General features: G+C 59.5%; 12 protein-coding genes. 10 read left to right on the forward strand and 2 right to left on the reverse strand.

What is annotated here, in order from left to right; genetic code table 11:
- Positions 1-119: 119 nt before the first annotated feature.
- Entirely contained in the window at positions 120-488 is a 369-nt protein-coding gene (locus BFQ01_RS05345; RefSeq protein WP_065924484.1) for a hypothetical protein, read from the forward strand.
- A 35-nt stretch (positions 489-523) separates the two neighbouring features.
- Here BFQ01_RS05345 and BFQ01_RS05350 read toward each other — a convergent pair whose 3' ends face one another.
- Complete coding sequence (locus BFQ01_RS05350; protein ID WP_065924485.1) at positions 524-2,077, reverse strand: glycoside hydrolase family 17 protein; 1,554 nt, start codon at positions 2,075-2,077, stop codon at positions 524-526.
- Positions 2,078-2,409: 332 nt separating this feature from the next.
- On the opposite strand from BFQ01_RS05350, the gene BFQ01_RS05355 reads away from it, so the two are divergent.
- The 3 genes from BFQ01_RS05355 to BFQ01_RS05365 all read left to right on the forward strand — a co-directional run bounded on the left by BFQ01_RS05355 (position 2,410) and on the right by BFQ01_RS05365 (position 5,491).
- A complete protein-coding gene (locus BFQ01_RS05355; protein WP_027607053.1) occupies positions 2,410-3,261 on the forward strand; it encodes a glycine betaine ABC transporter substrate-binding protein in 852 nt (283 codons plus the stop codon).
- A gap of 263 nt (positions 3,262-3,524) precedes the next feature.
- Positions 3,525-3,836 (forward strand): DUF485 domain-containing protein, encoded by a 312-nt coding sequence (locus BFQ01_RS05360; protein ID WP_027607054.1) that lies wholly within the window; start codon positions 3,525-3,527, stop codon positions 3,834-3,836.
- Entirely contained in the window at positions 3,833-5,491 is a 1,659-nt protein-coding gene (locus BFQ01_RS05365) for a cation acetate symporter (RefSeq protein WP_065924486.1), read from the forward strand. Before BFQ01_RS05360 ends, BFQ01_RS05365 begins: the two co-directional genes overlap by 4 nt.
- Positions 5,492-5,670: 179 nt before the next feature.
- On the opposite strand, the gene gltA is transcribed toward BFQ01_RS05365, so the two are convergent.
- Entirely contained in the window at positions 5,671-6,960 is a 1,290-nt protein-coding gene (gltA, locus tag BFQ01_RS05370) for a citrate synthase (RefSeq protein WP_003222994.1), read from the reverse strand.
- A gap of 365 nt (positions 6,961-7,325) precedes the next feature.
- Here gltA and sdhC point away from each other — a divergent pair, with 365 nt between their 5' ends.
- The 6 genes from sdhC to odhB all read left to right on the forward strand — a co-directional run bounded on the left by sdhC (position 7,326) and on the right by odhB (position 14,915).
- The gene (gene sdhC / locus BFQ01_RS05375) at positions 7,326-7,700 is read left to right on the forward strand and encodes a succinate dehydrogenase, cytochrome b556 subunit (protein ID WP_003172804.1); all 375 of its coding nucleotides are present in this window, start codon (positions 7,326-7,328) and stop codon (positions 7,698-7,700) included.
- On the forward strand, positions 7,694-8,062 hold the full coding sequence (sdhD, locus tag BFQ01_RS05380; RefSeq protein ID WP_003172805.1) for a succinate dehydrogenase, hydrophobic membrane anchor protein: 369 nt from the start codon (positions 7,694-7,696) through the stop codon (positions 8,060-8,062). Before sdhC ends, sdhD begins: the two co-directional genes overlap by 7 nt.
- Positions 8,063-8,065: 3 nt before the next feature.
- Positions 8,066-9,838: a succinate dehydrogenase flavoprotein subunit gene (gene sdhA, locus BFQ01_RS05385; protein ID WP_065924487.1), complete on the forward strand. Its 1,773-nt coding sequence runs from the start codon at positions 8,066-8,068 to the stop codon at positions 9,836-9,838.
- Between the two features lie 11 nt (positions 9,839-9,849).
- Positions 9,850-10,554 (forward strand): succinate dehydrogenase iron-sulfur subunit, encoded by a 705-nt coding sequence (locus BFQ01_RS05390; protein ID WP_003172807.1) that lies wholly within the window; start codon positions 9,850-9,852, stop codon positions 10,552-10,554.
- Positions 10,555-10,815: 261 nt separating this feature from the next.
- Entirely contained in the window at positions 10,816-13,647 is a 2,832-nt protein-coding gene (locus BFQ01_RS05395) for a 2-oxoglutarate dehydrogenase E1 component (RefSeq protein WP_065924488.1), read from the forward strand.
- Between the two features lie 44 nt (positions 13,648-13,691).
- Positions 13,692-14,915 (forward strand): 2-oxoglutarate dehydrogenase complex dihydrolipoyllysine-residue succinyltransferase, encoded by a 1,224-nt coding sequence (gene odhB / locus BFQ01_RS05400; protein ID WP_065924489.1) that lies wholly within the window; start codon positions 13,692-13,694, stop codon positions 14,913-14,915.
- Positions 14,916-14,945: the final 30 nt, after the last annotated feature.

Genomic DNA, 14,945 nt, shown 5'->3' on the forward strand with positions numbered 1-14,945 from the left:
AATAGTAGCGAGACGATACACTTTGCCATGCATTAGTGAACACTAATTGTGTGTACGCACCTTGCTAACGGCCGCCGGCGCATTAAGCTGAGCGCCGTTTTTGCCTATCGGAGTGCTCCATGTCCCGCCGCTTGCCGTTGATTTTGCTGCTTATTGCCCTGCCGTTATGGCTGGCTGCCAGTTATGGCGCGCGTTACGGCTTTATGGAAGATGGCCAGTGGGTCGGCATCTGTGCCGACGAGGCCAGCCGCTGGGAATGCCAGGTACGTTCGAACCTGGGTTTGATGATTCACTTCAAAGTGCTGGGCTGGGCCGCGCTGGTGACCTCGGTGCTGGCGTTTTTCGTGCCGGGCCGTGCGGGATGGGGCTTGGCGGTACTGGGGCTGGTGTTCGGGCTGCCGGCCCTGGCGTTGTACAACACCTCGTTTGCGGTGTTTGCGGTGGTGATTGCGGGGTTGCGGTTGGTCAGGCAGTCGCGGCGCGCCTGATAAGGCCAATCGGGGGCTTGCCCCCGATGGCGCTCTTAAGCCTTGCGCACCCGCAAGCACCGCCACAAAGCCGCAACCATCAACCCACTGACCACCGCCCAACCCCACGCCTGCTGGTTCAGCAAGCCTTCACGGTACAGCTGTGGCGCGATGCCGGCCCCGATGATAAAGGTCAGCAAGGCAATCTCCCGGCGTGGCCCGGTCACCGGACGAACCAGGTACACCAACGCCGGCAGCAGCAGCGCCGCACTCGGGAAGCTGCGGTAGCGTGGGTCAAACACCAGTGCCAGCATCATCACGGCGCCCGCGAACCCGGCGATTGCCACCAGCCAGCCGGCACGGTGTTCCAGCCAGTTGAACAGGCGTTCGCGCCAGCCTTCACGGGCACTCAAGGCCAGTGCAGCGTGGGCCAGCACCAGCACGTTCAGCGCCACGAGCAAACCGGCCCATGCCCATTCATCGTTGAAGCGCGCAGTCACGCGGGTCAGTTCAGCCCAGGTGCCGATGGAACAGGCCGCCACTGCACCCAGCAGCGGCAGGGCCATCGCGGCACGAGTGCTGCGAACGCGGCCACCGAGCACCAGCGTGCCCAGCAGGATAATCCCGCCGACCCCCAGCCAGAGCGGCCAGTACGGCACGTTGGTCACCGGTCCGGCGAGGACGCCCTTGTCCTGGCGGTCGGCATCGAACAGGCCCCAGTAGCCGCCCACGGCACCTTCACTGGCGCGCTTCCACGGCTGGTCAAACGCTTCGATCAGGTTGTAGTGCCAGCCATTGGCTTCGGCCATGGCCACGAAACCGCGCATGAACCTGGCTTCATTGACCCGGCTTGGCACTGCGGTTTCGCGCTGGCGACCTTCGCTGGGCCAGCCGGTCTCGCCGATCAATATGTCCTTGGGCGCGAATTTGTTGCCAAAGGTCTGGCGTACATCGCCCACATGCTTGAGGGCCTGGTCGATGCCGGAGGGGTCATCTTCCCAGTAGGGCAGCAGGTGGATGGTCAGGAAGTCCACCGCCGGAGCGATTTCCGGGTGCTGCAGCCAAAACTCCCAGACGTCGGCGTAGGTGACCGGCTGCTTGATCTGGCTTTTGACTTTATGGATCAGCGTCACCAGCTGTTTGGCGGTGACTTCCTTGCGCAGCAGCGCTTCGTTGCCGACGATCACCGAGGTGACCACATCGGGGTTGGCGTTAGCCGAGGCGATCAGTTGGTCGACTTCTTTTTCGGTCGCGACCGGGTCGCTGCTGACCCAGGCGCCCGCCATCACCTTTAACCCATGCTTGCGCGCCAGGTCCGGCAAGGCTTCCAGGCCGGTCATGGAGTAGGTGCGGATGCATTCGAAGCGGGTGGCCAGCAGGGCCAGGTCGGCGTCCATGCGTGCGGGGCGCAGTGTGAACGGTTGGTCGAAGGGCGATTGGTCCTTGTCGAACGGTGTGTACGACGCACATTGCAGCTTGTGACTGGCACTGGCCACATCCGGCAGCACCACCGGGCGGCCGAGGCCATACCAGTAGCCGACAAGGGCCAGCAGGCCGAGGATCAAAGCGAAGCAATAGGGCAGGGCAGGGAAGCGGGCAGTGGCGGGCATGGTCGGCTTATCTGGGGGAGCAAAGGCGCGCATCTTACCCGGATTTGCGCTATCCCAGTGGGGCTGCATAATTTTGACATGCAAAGTTCAGGCGGGATCGTGCGGTTAAGTCCTACAAAAAGTCCTACTGGCGATGTGATGTCGTTTCTTGCTTGCATGAGGTCGCTGACAGAGCAGGTCGAAGGCTGCGGCAGGTTGATGATCGACGTGTCAGCACTCCACTGATGTCGCAGCAGCCGGATCGATGCGCGTGAAGGGGGCGCGGCGCACCACATAACAACAGGTTGACGTCGCTCGACATCCGTCGGGCGCAGCACTTTCGGGGAAGTACGATGAAGATGCGACGACTCTTGGGCGCAGCTGCCACTCTGGTAGTTGCGATGAGCTCCACACTGGCCAGCGCCGACAGCAAAACCCTGAGCATCGGTTATGTAGATGGTTGGTCCGACAGCGTTGCCACCACGCATGTGGCGGCAGAGGTGATCAGGGAAAAGCTCGGTTATGACGTCAAACTGCAAGCGGTCGCCACCGGGATCATGTGGCAGGGCGTGGCCACCGGCAAGCTCGATGCCATGCTCTCCGCCTGGCTGCCGGTAACCCATGGCGAGTATTGGACCAAGAACAAGGACAAGGTGGTCGACTACGGCCCCAACTTCAAGGATGCGAAGATCGGCTTGATCGTGCCGGAGTACGTCAAGGCCAAGTCCATCGAAGACCTCAAGACCGACACCACCTTCAAGAACAAGATCGTCGGCATCGACGCCGGTTCAGGCGTGATGCTCAAGACCGACGAAGCCATCAAGCAGTACGGCCTCGACTACAAACTGCAAGCCAGTTCGGGTGCGGCGATGATCGCCGAGCTGACCCGTGCCGAAGACAAACAGGAATCCATTGCGGTCACCGGCTGGGTGCCACACTGGATGTTCGCCAAGTGGAAACTGCGTTTCCTGGACGATCCAAAAGGGATTTATGGTGCTGCTGAAACCGTCAACAGCATCGGCAGCAAGGGCCTGGAGAAGAAAGCGCCGGAAGTCGCGGCGTTCCTGAAGAAATTCCAGTGGGCCTCCAAGGATGAGATCGGCGAAGTCATGCTCGCTATCCAGGAAGGCGCCAAGCCTGATGCAGCGGCCAAGGACTGGGTTGCCAAGCACCCTGAGCGCGTAGCCGAGTGGACCGGTAAATAACCCCCCCAATGCCTTGATACAACCCCTGTGGGAGGGGGCTTGCTCGCGATTGCGGTGTGTCAGTCGTCAATGATCTGACTGGTTCACCGCTATCGAGAGCAAGCCCCCTCCCACATTATTTTCGTCACCCGCAAATGTTTCTGCGCCCTCTCAATCCCTCGCTACACTCCGTCTAATACTAAGGTCGTCTGGAACCTGTTCCGCAGCCGCATACAGTGGATACGTACCAATAATAAAAAAGCTGTGCTGCGAGGATAAAAACAATGAACGACAGCATTTACCTCTCGATTCAAAACAGCCCGCGTTTCAAGGAGCTGGTAAGAAAAAGGGAAAGGTTCGCCTGGATTCTCTCGGCGATCATGCTAGGGCTGTACTCCGGCTTCATCCTGTTGATCGCCTACGGGCCACAAGTACTGGGGGCCAAGCTCAGTCCCGGTTCGTCCATCACCTGGGGCATCCCCATCGGTGTCGGGCTGATTGTCTCGGCCTTTGTCCTCACCGGCATCTATGTGCGACGCGCCAACGGCGAATTCGACGACCTGAACAATGCGATTCTCAAGGAGGCTGCGCAATGATCCGTCGTCTATTGGCTGTATTCGGCGCTTCGGTCTTTGCACCCGCTGTTTGGGCGGCGGATGCATTGACCGGTGAAGTGCACAAACAACCGCTGAATATCGCAGCGATCCTGATGTTCGTGGCCTTTGTCGGCGCGACGTTGTGCATCACCTACTGGGCGTCCAAGCGCAACAAGTCGGCGGCCGACTACTATGCGGCCGGCGGCAAGATCACCGGTTTCCAGAACGGCCTGGCGATTGCCGGCGACTACATGTCGGCCGCGTCCTTCCTGGGTATTTCCGCACTGGTGTTCACCTCCGGCTACGACGGCCTGATCTACTCGATCGGCTTCCTGGTGGGCTGGCCGATCATTCTGTTCCTGATCGCCGAGCGCCTGCGTAACCTGGGCAAGTACACCTTTGCCGACGTGGCGTCCTATCGCCTCGGGCAAACCCAGATCCGCAGCCTGTCGGCCTGTGGTTCCCTGGTCGTGGTGGCGTTCTACCTGATCGCGCAAATGGTGGGGGCGGGCAAGCTGATCCAGCTGCTGTTCGGCCTCGACTACCACGTGGCGGTGATCCTGGTCGGGATCCTGATGTGCATGTACGTGCTGTTCGGCGGCATGCTGGCGACCACTTGGGTGCAGATCATCAAGGCGGTGCTGTTGCTGTCCGGTGCCTCGTTCATGGCGCTGATGGTGATGAAGCACGTCAACTTCGACTTCAACATGCTGTTCTCCGAGGCGATCAAGGTTCACCCTAAAGGTGAAGCGATCATGAGCCCCGGCGGCCTGGTGAAAGACCCGATCTCCGCGTTCTCCCTGGGCCTGGCACTGATGTTCGGTACCGCCGGCCTGCCGCACATCCTGATGCGCTTCTTCACTGTAAGTGACGCCAAGGAAGCGCGTAAGAGCGTGCTATATGCCACGGGCTTCATCGGCTACTTCTACATCCTGACCTTTATCATCGGCTTCGGCGCGATCCTGCTGGTCAGCACCAACCCGGCGTTCAAGGATGCTGCAGGCGCCTTGCTGGGCGGTAACAACATGGCGGCGGTGCACCTGGCCAACGCGGTGGGCGGCAGCATCTTCCTGGGCTTCATCTCGGCTGTGGCCTTCGCCACCATCCTGGCAGTGGTTGCCGGCTTGACCCTGGCCGGTGCTTCGGCGGTGTCCCATGACCTGTACGCCAGCGTGATCAAGAAAGGCAAGGCCAACGAAAAGGATGAGATTCGCGTATCGAAGATCACCACTATCGCCCTGGCAGTGCTGGCGATTGGCCTGGGCATCCTGTTCGAAAGCCAGAACATCGCGTTCATGGTCGGCCTGGCGTTCTCGATTGCCGCCAGCTGTAACTTCCCGGTACTGCTGCTTTCCATGTACTGGAAAAACCTCACCACCCGTGGCGCGATGATTGGCGGCTGGCTGGGCCTGATCAGTGCCGTTGGCCTGATGATCCTGGGTCCGACCATCTGGGTCTCGATCCTGCATCATGAAAAAGCCATCTTCCCGTACGAGTACCCGGCGCTGTTCTCGATGATCATTGCGTTCATCGGTATCTGGTTCTTCTCCATCACCGACAAGTCGGCGGCGGCAGAGAAAGAGCGTGCGCTGTACTTCCCGCAGTTTGTGCGTTCGCAGACTGGCCTGGGGGCGAGTGGGGCGGTTAATCACTAAGGTTGTAGCTGGATAAAGAAATGCCCCGGTCGAAAGGCCGGGGTATTTTTTTGCCTGGGGTTTATGGGGGGCTGCTACTGGCCTCATCGGGGGCAAGCCCCCGATGGTGGTAGATCAGTCGACACAAATAAAAACGGCCTCCACTGAGGGAGGCCGTTTTCGGTGCTGCTGAAAGGTGCTTACTTGCGATCTTCCAGCTTGGTGATGTCACGCGACTCGTAGCCGGTGTACAGCTGGCGCGGGCGGCCAATCTTGTACGGGCTGGAGAGCATTTCTTTCCAGTGGGAGATCCAGCCCACGGTCCGTGCCAGGGCGAAGATCACGGTGAACATGCTGGTTGGAATGCCGATCGCCTTGAGGATGATCCCCGAGTAGAAGTCGACGTTCGGGTACAGCGAGCGTTCGATGAAGTACGGGTCGGTCAGGGCGATCTCTTCCAGGCGCATGGCCAGTTCGAGTTGCGGATCGTTGTTGATGCCCAGTTCCTTCAGCACTTCGTCGCAGGTCTGCTTCATGACGGTGGCGCGTGGGTCGCGGTTCTTGTAGACCCGGTGACCGAAGCCCATCAACTTGAACGGATCGTTCTTGTCCTTGGCCTTGGCAATGAACTTGTCGATGTTGGACACATCGCCGATTTCATCGAGCATGGTCAATACGGCTTCGTTCGCACCGCCGTGGGCAGGGCCCCACAGCGCGGCGATGCCGGCGGCGATACAGGCGAACGGGTTGGCACCCGAAGAGCCTGCCAGGCGCACGGTGGAGGTGGAGGCGTTTTGCTCGTGGTCGGCGTGGAGGATGAAGATCCGGTCCATTGCCTTGGCCAGCACCGGGCTGATCGGTTTGATCTCGCACGGGGTGTTGAACATCATGTGCAGGAAGTTTTCCGCGTACGTCAGGTCGTTGCGCGGGTACATCATGGGTTGGCCCATGGAGTACTTGTAAACCATTGCGGCCAGGGTCGGCATCTTGGCAACCAGGCGGATCGCGGAAATTTCGCGATGCTGCGGGTTATTGATGTCGAGGGAGTCGTGATAGAAGGCCGACAGGGCGCCGACCACGCCGCACATGACGGCCATCGGGTGGGCGTCGCGACGGAAGCCGTTGAAGAAGGTCTTCAACTGCTCGTGAACCATGGTGTGGTTCTTCACGGTGCTGACGAACTGGGCTTTTTGCTCGGCTGTTGGCAATTCGCCATTTAGCAGCAGGTAGCAGGTTTCCAGGTAGTCCGATTTTTCCGCCAGTTGCTCGATCGGGTAGCCCCGGTGCAGCAGGATGCCATTGTCGCCGTCGATATAGGTGATCTTCGACTCGCAAGAGGCGGTCGACATGAAGCCTGGGTCGAAAGTGAAACGGCCCGTGGCCGTCAGGCCCCGTACGTCTATAACATCGGGACCAACGGTGCCGGTTAAAATGGGCAGCTCGACGGGGGCTGCGCCCTCGATGATCAACTGCGCTTTTTTGTCAGCCATGTGGCCTCCTATTTATGCTTCAAATCATCAGACAGACCCCCCACGCAGGGCCCGCACCACTATAGTGAGATAAATTCAGATGTCAATTTGCCTAAAGTCTTGCCCCAGAAGGCTTTAACCGTACTTTTTCCTCGAAATTGCCCGCCATTTACGCCTTTTATCCCGCCAGCGCAATCCGCTATTAGGGTGAGGTGCGCGCGTTGTCATTAGTAACCTAACTGTCTATACTCGGCCACCGACCGCCAAGGGCTTTTGGGCTTGCTTTCATTGGGGGTCGCACTCCCTGGGTGGTGCTTACCTGACCAGTCGCACTCCCCAACAACTTTGCCCTGATTGTTAGGGGCTCTTCAGTGTGAAAAAAAGCCGTGAATAGCCAACGACCTGTAAACCTAGACCTAAGGACCATCAAACTCCCCATCACCGGCGTTACGTCGTTCCTGCACCGTGTTTCCGGCATCATCCTGTTCCTGGGCTTGGGCATCATGCTTTATGCATTGAGCAAATCCCTGGGTTCCGAGGAAGGATACGCCGAGGTGAAGGCATGCTTGACCAGCCCGCTGGCCAAGTTCGTAGCATGGGGCCTCCTGTCCGCTCTGCTGTATCACTTGGTAGCCGGTGTGCGCCACTTGATCATGGACATGGGCATCGGTGAGACGCTGGAAGGCGGCCGCCTGGGCTCGAAAATCATCATCGCCATTTCCGTGGTGCTGATCGTTCTGGCAGGAGTTTGGATATGGTAACCAGCGTTACGAACCTATCGCGTTCGGGCCTCTATGACTGGATGGCGCAGCGTGTGTCTGCGGTCGTTCTCGCGGCTTATTTCATTTTCCTGATCGGATACCTCGTCGCAAACCCGGGCATCGGCTACGAGCAATGGCACGGGCTGTTTTCCCACAATGCGATGCGAATCTTCAGCCTGCTGGCCCTTGTAGCCCTGGGCGCTCACGCCTGGGTCGGCATGTGGACCATCGCGACCGACTACCTGACGCCGATGGCGCTGGGCAAGTCCGCGACCGCAGTCCGTTTCCTCTTCCAGGCAGTATGCGGCGTCGCGATGTTCGCTTACTTCGTCTGGGGTGTGCAGATTCTTTGGGGTATCTGATTCATGGCTAACATTCCAACTATTTCCTTCGACGCCATCATCATTGGTGGCGGCGGTGCCGGCATGCGCGCAGCGCTGCAGCTGGCCCAGGGCGGTCACAAGACTGCCGTGATCACCAAGGTATTCCCGACGCGCTCCCACACCGTGTCGGCCCAGGGTGGCATCACCTGCGCCATCGCGTCCGCCGACCCGAACGATGACTGGCGCTGGCACATGTACGATACCGTCAAGGGTTCCGACTACATCGGTGACCAGGACGCTATCGAATACATGTGTCAGGAAGGCCCGGCCGCAGTGTTCGAGCTGGACCACATGGGCCTGCCGTTCTCCCGTACCGAACAAGGTCGTATCTACCAGCGTCCATTCGGCGGCCAGTCGAAGGACTACGGTAAAGGCGGCCAGGCTGCCCGTACCTGCGCTGCGTCCGACCGTACCGGTCACGCGCTGCTGCACACCCTTTATCAGGGCAACCTGAAAGCCGGCACCACGTTCCTGAACGAATACTACGCAGTGGATCTGGTGAAGAACGCCGACGGTGCATTCGTTGGCGTGATCGCCATCTGCATCGAAACCGGTGAAACCACCTACATCCGCGCCAAGGCTACCGTTCTGGCGACCGGCGGTGCAGGTCGTATCTACGCTTCCACCACCAATGCCCTGATCAACACCGGTGACGGCGTCGGCATGGCACTGCGTGCCGGCGTGCCGGTGCAGGACATCGAAATGTGGCAGTTCCACCCGACCGGCATCGCCGGCGCCGGTGTACTGGTCACCGAAGGTTGCCGTGGTGAAGGTGGTTACCTGATCAACAAGCACGGCGAGCGTTTCATGGAGCGTTATGCTCCGAACGCGAAAGACCTGGCGGGTCGTGACGTCGTTGCCCGTTCGATGGTCAAGGAAATCATCGCCGGTAACGGCTGTGGCCCGAATGGCGACCACGTACTGCTGAAGCTTGATCACCTGGGTGAAGAAGTGCTGCACAGCCGCCTGCCGGGTATCTGTGAGCTGTCCAAGACCTTTGCCCACGTTGACCCGGTGGTTGCTCCGGTTCCGGTTGTCCCAACCTGCCACTACATGATGGGCGGTGTTCCGACCAACATTCATGGCCAGGCGATCACCCAGAACGCCGAAGGCGTGGACGAGATCATCCACGGTCTGTTCGCGGTAGGCGAAGTGGCCTGCGTATCGGTACACGGTGCCAACCGTCTGGGCGGCAACTCGCTGCTCGACCTGGTGGTATTCGGCCGCGCGGCTGGCCTGCACCTGGAAAAAGCCCTGACCGACGGCATCGAATACGATGACGCCACCGACGCCAACATCGAGGCCGCCCTGTCGCGCCTGAACGCTCTGAACGAGCGCACTGATGGCGAAGACGTGGCAACCCTGCGTCGCGAGCTGCAAAGCTGCATGCAGAACTACTTCGGTGTATTCCGTACCGGCGAATACATGCAGAAGGGTATTGCCCAGCTGGCCGATCTGCGCAAGCGCATCGCCAACGTCAAGATCAACGATAAGAGCCAGGCGTTCAACACCGCTCGTATCGAAGCCCTTGAACTGCAAAACCTGCTGGAAGTGGCTGAAGCGACTGCGATCGCCGCCGAGGTTCGTAAGGAATCCCGTGGTGCTCACGCTCGTGAAGACTTTGAAGATCGCGATGACGAAAACTGGTTGTGCCACACCCTGTACTTCCCGGGTGACAAGCGCGTAACCAAGCGTGCCGTGAACTTCTCGCCGAAGACGGTTCCGACGTTTGAACCGAAGATTCGGACTTACTAAGGGTGGCTGCCATGTTGAAAGTCAGTGTTTATCGCTACAACCCTGATCAGGACGCTGCGCCGTTCATGCAGGAGTTCCAGGTCGATACCGGTGGTAAAGACCTGATGGTGCTGGATGTATTGGCACTGATCAAAGAGCAGGACGAGGGTTTCTCCTATCGTCGCTCTTGCCGTGAAGGTGTTTGCGGTTCCGACGGCATGAACATCAACGGCAAAAACGGCCTGGCGTGCATCACGCCGCTGTCCGCTGTTGTCAAAGGCAACAAGCTGATCGTTCGTCCTCTGCCAGGTTTGCCGGTTATCCGTGACCTGGTCGTCGATATGAGCATCTTCTACAAGCAATACGAGAAAGTTAAGCCGTTCCTGCAGAACGACACGCCGGCTCCGGCCATCGAGCGTCTGCAGTCCCCGGAAGAGCGTGAAAAGCTCGACGGTCTGTACGAGTGCATCCTGTGCGCCTGCTGCTCGACCTCGTGCCCGTCCTTCTGGTGGAACCCGGACAAGTTCCTGGGTCCAGCTGCCCTGCTGCAAGCGTATCGCTTCCTGGCAGACAGCCGTGACACCAAGACGTCCGAGCGCCTGGCTTCGCTGGATGACCCGTTCAGCGTATTCCGCTGCCGCGGGATCATGAACTGCGTCAACGTATGTCCCAAAGGCCTGAACCCGACTAAGGCCATTGGTCACATCCGTAACATGCTGCTGCAAAGCGGCGTGTAACTGACGTTGTAACAAGGCAGGACCGTTGTGCCCGTAAATGCTACGGCGCAGGCTTCAACCGGCGCCGTAGTTTTAACTTGAGCAGCGACTTACAAAGCCGCGGCTCTTATTTTGAAGAAATGAGACAAGCAGGGGCATTCGGGTTGGTACCCGAACTATCAGCGTGATCCTAAGTGGCTTGTTTTGGTCGCTGCACTTGGCCTTTTGCAAGCAAACTCGGTGTTTTCGCCGGTGGTGTCCCCAAATCGAGGGTGACCAAGCATGCAAGAAAGCGTGATGCAGCGCATGTGGAACAGCGGCTATCTTTCAGGTGGTAACGCTGCCTATGTGGAAGAGCTTTATGAGCTCTACCTGCACGACCCTAACGCTGTGCCAGAAGAATGGCGCACCAAATTTCAGACGTTGTCTTCAGACGGCAACGCTGCCACCGATGTATCGCACGCAACAATTCGCGATCAGTTCGTGCTGCTGGCAAAGAACCAGCGCCGCGCCCAGCCGGTTTCCGCCGGCAGCGTGAGCAGTGAGCACGAGAAGAAGCAAGTTGAAGTACTGCGACTGATCCAGGCCTACCGGATGCGTGGCCACCAGGCGGCCCAGCTTGACCCGCTGGGGCTCTGGCAGCGTCCTGCACCTGCAGACCTGTCGATCAATCATTACGGCTTGACCAATGCCGATCTTGATACGACCTTCCGTGCCGGCGACCTGTTCATCGGCAAAGAGGAAGCGAGCCTACGCGAAATTCACGAAGCGTTGCAGCAGACATATTGCCGCACCATCGGCGCTGAGTTCACGCACATCACCGATTCGGAGCAACGCCACTGGTTCCAGCATCGCCTGGAAGGCGTGCGTGGCCGTCCGGTATTGTCCGCCGACGTGCGCAGCCACCTGCTTGAGCGCGTGACCGCAGCCGAGGGCCTGGAAAAATACCTGGGTACCAAATACCCGGGCACCAAGCGTTTCGGCCTGGAAGGCGGCGAGAGCCTGATTCCGATGCTCGACGAGCTGATCCAGCGTTCCGGTTCCTACGGCACCAAGGAAATCGTGATCGGCATGGCCCACCGTGGTCGCCTGAACGTGTTGGTCAACACCTTCGGCAAGAACCCGCGTGAGCTGTTCGACGAGTTCGAAGGCAAGAAGAAGGTCGAGCTGGGTTCCGGTGACGTTAAATACCACCAGGGCTTCTCGTCCAACGTGATGACCACCGGCGGTGAAGTTCACCTGGCCATGGCGTTCAACCCATCCCACCTGGAAATCGTTTCTCCAGTGGTCGAGGGTTCGGTCCGTGCTCGCCAGGATCGTCGTAACGACACTACCGGTGAAAAGGTCCTGCCGATTTCCATCCACGGTGACGCGGCATTCGCCGGTCAAGGCGTGGTCCTGGAAACGTTCCAGATGTCGCAGACCCGCGGCTTCAAGACCGGCGGTACCGTTCACATCGTCATCAACAACCAGGTTGGCTTCACCATCAGCAACCCGTTGGATGCGCGTTCCACCGAGTACGCCACCGACGTTGCCAAGATGATCCAGGCGCCGATCCTCCATGTGAATGGCGATGATCCGGAAGCCGTGCTGTTCGTGACCCAACTGGCTGTCGACTACCGCATGCAGTTCAAGCGTGACGTGGTGATCGACCTGGTTTGCTACCGCCGTCGCGGTCACAACGAAGCCGACGAGCCAAGCGGCACCCAGCCGTTGATGTACCAGCAGATCACCAAGCAGCGCACCACCCGTGAGCTGTATGCCGAAAGCCTGACCAAGGCCGGTATCGTTGACGATGAACGGGTTCAGGCGAAGATCGATGAATACCGCAACGCGCTGGACAATGGTCTGCATGTCGTAAAAAGCCTGGTCAAGGAGCCGAACAAAGAGCTGTTCGTTGACTGGCGTCCGTACCTGGGTCACACCTGGACGGCGCGTCACGACACCTCGTTCGATCTGAAGACCCTGCAGGAACTGTCCGCCAAGCTGCTGGAAATCCCGGATGGCTTCGTGGTGCAGCGCCAGGTTGCGAAGATCTACGAAGACCGTCAAAAGATGCAAGCCGGCGGCCTGCCGATCAACTGGGGTTATGCCGAAACCATGGCGTACGCGACCCTGGCGTTCGAAGGTCACCCGATCCGCATGACCGGCCAGGACATCGGCCGTGGTACGTTCTCGCACCGTCACGCGGTACTGCACAACCAGAAAGACGCGGGCACCTACATCCCGTTGCAGAACCTGTACGAAGGCCAGCCGCGTTTCGACCTGTACGATTCGTTCCTGTCCGAAGAAGCCGTACTGGCGTTCGAATACGGTTACTCGACCACCACGCCGCAGGCGCTGGTGATCTGGGAAGCCCAGTTCGGCGACTTCGCCAACGGTGCCCAGGTGGTTATCGACCAGTTCATCACCAGCGGCGAGCACAAGTGGGGCCGTCTGTGCGGTCTGACCATGCTGCTGCCACACGGTTATGAAGGTCAGGGGCCGGAGCACTCCTCGGCCCGTCTGGAGCGTTACCTGCAGCTGTGCGCCGAGCACAACATCCAGGTGTGCGTGCCGACCACCCCGGCGCAGATCTACCACTTGCTGCGTCGCCAGGTGATCCGCCCGCTGCGCAAGCCGCTGGTAGTGCTGACCCCGAAATCGCTGCTGCGTCACAAATTGGCCATCTCGACCCTGGAAGATCTGGCGGATGGTTCGTTCCAGACCGTGATTCCAGAGATCGATACGCTGGACGCGGCCAAGGTCACTCGCCTGATCCTGTGCAGCGGCAAGGTCTACTACGACCTGCTGGAAAAACGCCGTGCCGAAGGCCGCGAAGACATCGCCATCGTGCGTATCGAGCAGCTTTACCCGTTCCCGGAAGATGACCTCATGGAGATCATCGCGCCTTACACCAACCTCACCAATGTGGTGTGGTGTCAGGAAGAACCGATGAACCAGGGCGCTTGGTACAGCAGCCAGCATCACCTGCGCCGCAGCATCGGTAACCACAACAAGGCCCTGGGCCTGGAATACGCCGGCCGTGATGCTTCCGCTGCACCTGCGTGTGGTTATGCGTCGATGCACGCCGAGCAGCAGGAAAAACTGCTGCAAGATGCTTTCACTGTTTAACGCCTTCGCGCTGACTGAAACCGAATTTTAAGGACCCACAGATAATGGCTATCGAAATCAAAGCCCCGTCATTCCCGGAATCGGTTGCCGATGGCACCGTTGCCACCTGGCACAAGAAACCAGGTGAGGCCGTCAAGCGTGACGACCTGATCGTCGACATCGAGACCGACAAAGTCGTGCTGGAAGTGTTGGCCGAAGCTGACGGCGTGCTGGGCGCAATCGTTGCCGAAGAGGGCGCTACCGTTCTGTCGAACCAGGTACTCGGCTCGATCGAAGAGGGCAGCGCTGCCGCTGCTCCTGCTGCCGCTGCTGCACCGGCCGCTGCCTCGGCACCTGCTGCCGCTCCGGCTGCGGGTGGCGAAGATCCAATCGCTGCACCGGCTGCTCGCCAGTTGGCCGAAGAAAACGGCATCAACCTGGCTTCCATCAAAGGCACCGGCAAAGACGGCCGTGTGACCAAGGAAGATGTGGTCGCTGCTGTTGAAGCCAAGAAAAACGCTCCGGCTGCCGCGCCTGCCAAGGCTGCTGCCCCGGCTGCCGCTGCGCCTGTGTTCGCTGCCGGCGACCGCACCGAGAAGCGTGTACCGATGACCCGCGTGCGTGCCACCGTGGCCAAGCGCCTGGTTGAAGCACAGTCGAACATGGCGATGCTGACCACTTTCAACGAAGTCGACATGACCGAAGTCATGGCCCTGCGTTCGAAGTACAAGGATCTGTTCGAGAAGTCCCACAACGGCGTGCGCCTGGGCTTCATGTCGTTCTTCGTGAAAGCGGCCACCGAAGCGCTGAAACGCTTCCCGGCAGTCAACGCTTCCATCGACGGCGGCGACATCGTTTATCACGGTTATGCAGACGTCGGCGTTGCCGTGTCCAGCGACCGTGGCCTGGTGGTCCCGGTCCTGCGTAACGCCGAACTGATGAGCCTGGCTGAAATCGAAGGCGGCATCGCCGGCTTCGGCAAGAAAGCCCGTGACGGCAAGCTGACCATCGACGAGATGACCGGTGGTACCTTCACCATCACCAACGGTGGTACCTTCGGTTCGATGATGTCGACGCCGATCGTTAACCCGCCACAAGCCGCGATCCTGGGCATGCACAACATCATCCAGCGTCCGATGGCCATCAACGGCCAAGTCGTGATCCGCCCAATGATGTACCTGGCGCTGTCTTACGATCACCGCCTGATCGATGGTAAAGAAGCCGTGACTTTCCTGGTGACCATCAAGAACCTGCTGGAAGACCCGGCTCGTCTGCTGCTGGATATCTGATAGAAGCAGCTGCAGGTCTCAAGTGACAGA

Source organism: Pseudomonas sp. 8 R 14, from assembly GCF_900005955.1.
In the GTDB taxonomy this organism is placed as follows: Bacteria; Pseudomonadota; Gammaproteobacteria; order Pseudomonadales; family Pseudomonadaceae; genus Aquipseudomonas; species Aquipseudomonas marginalis.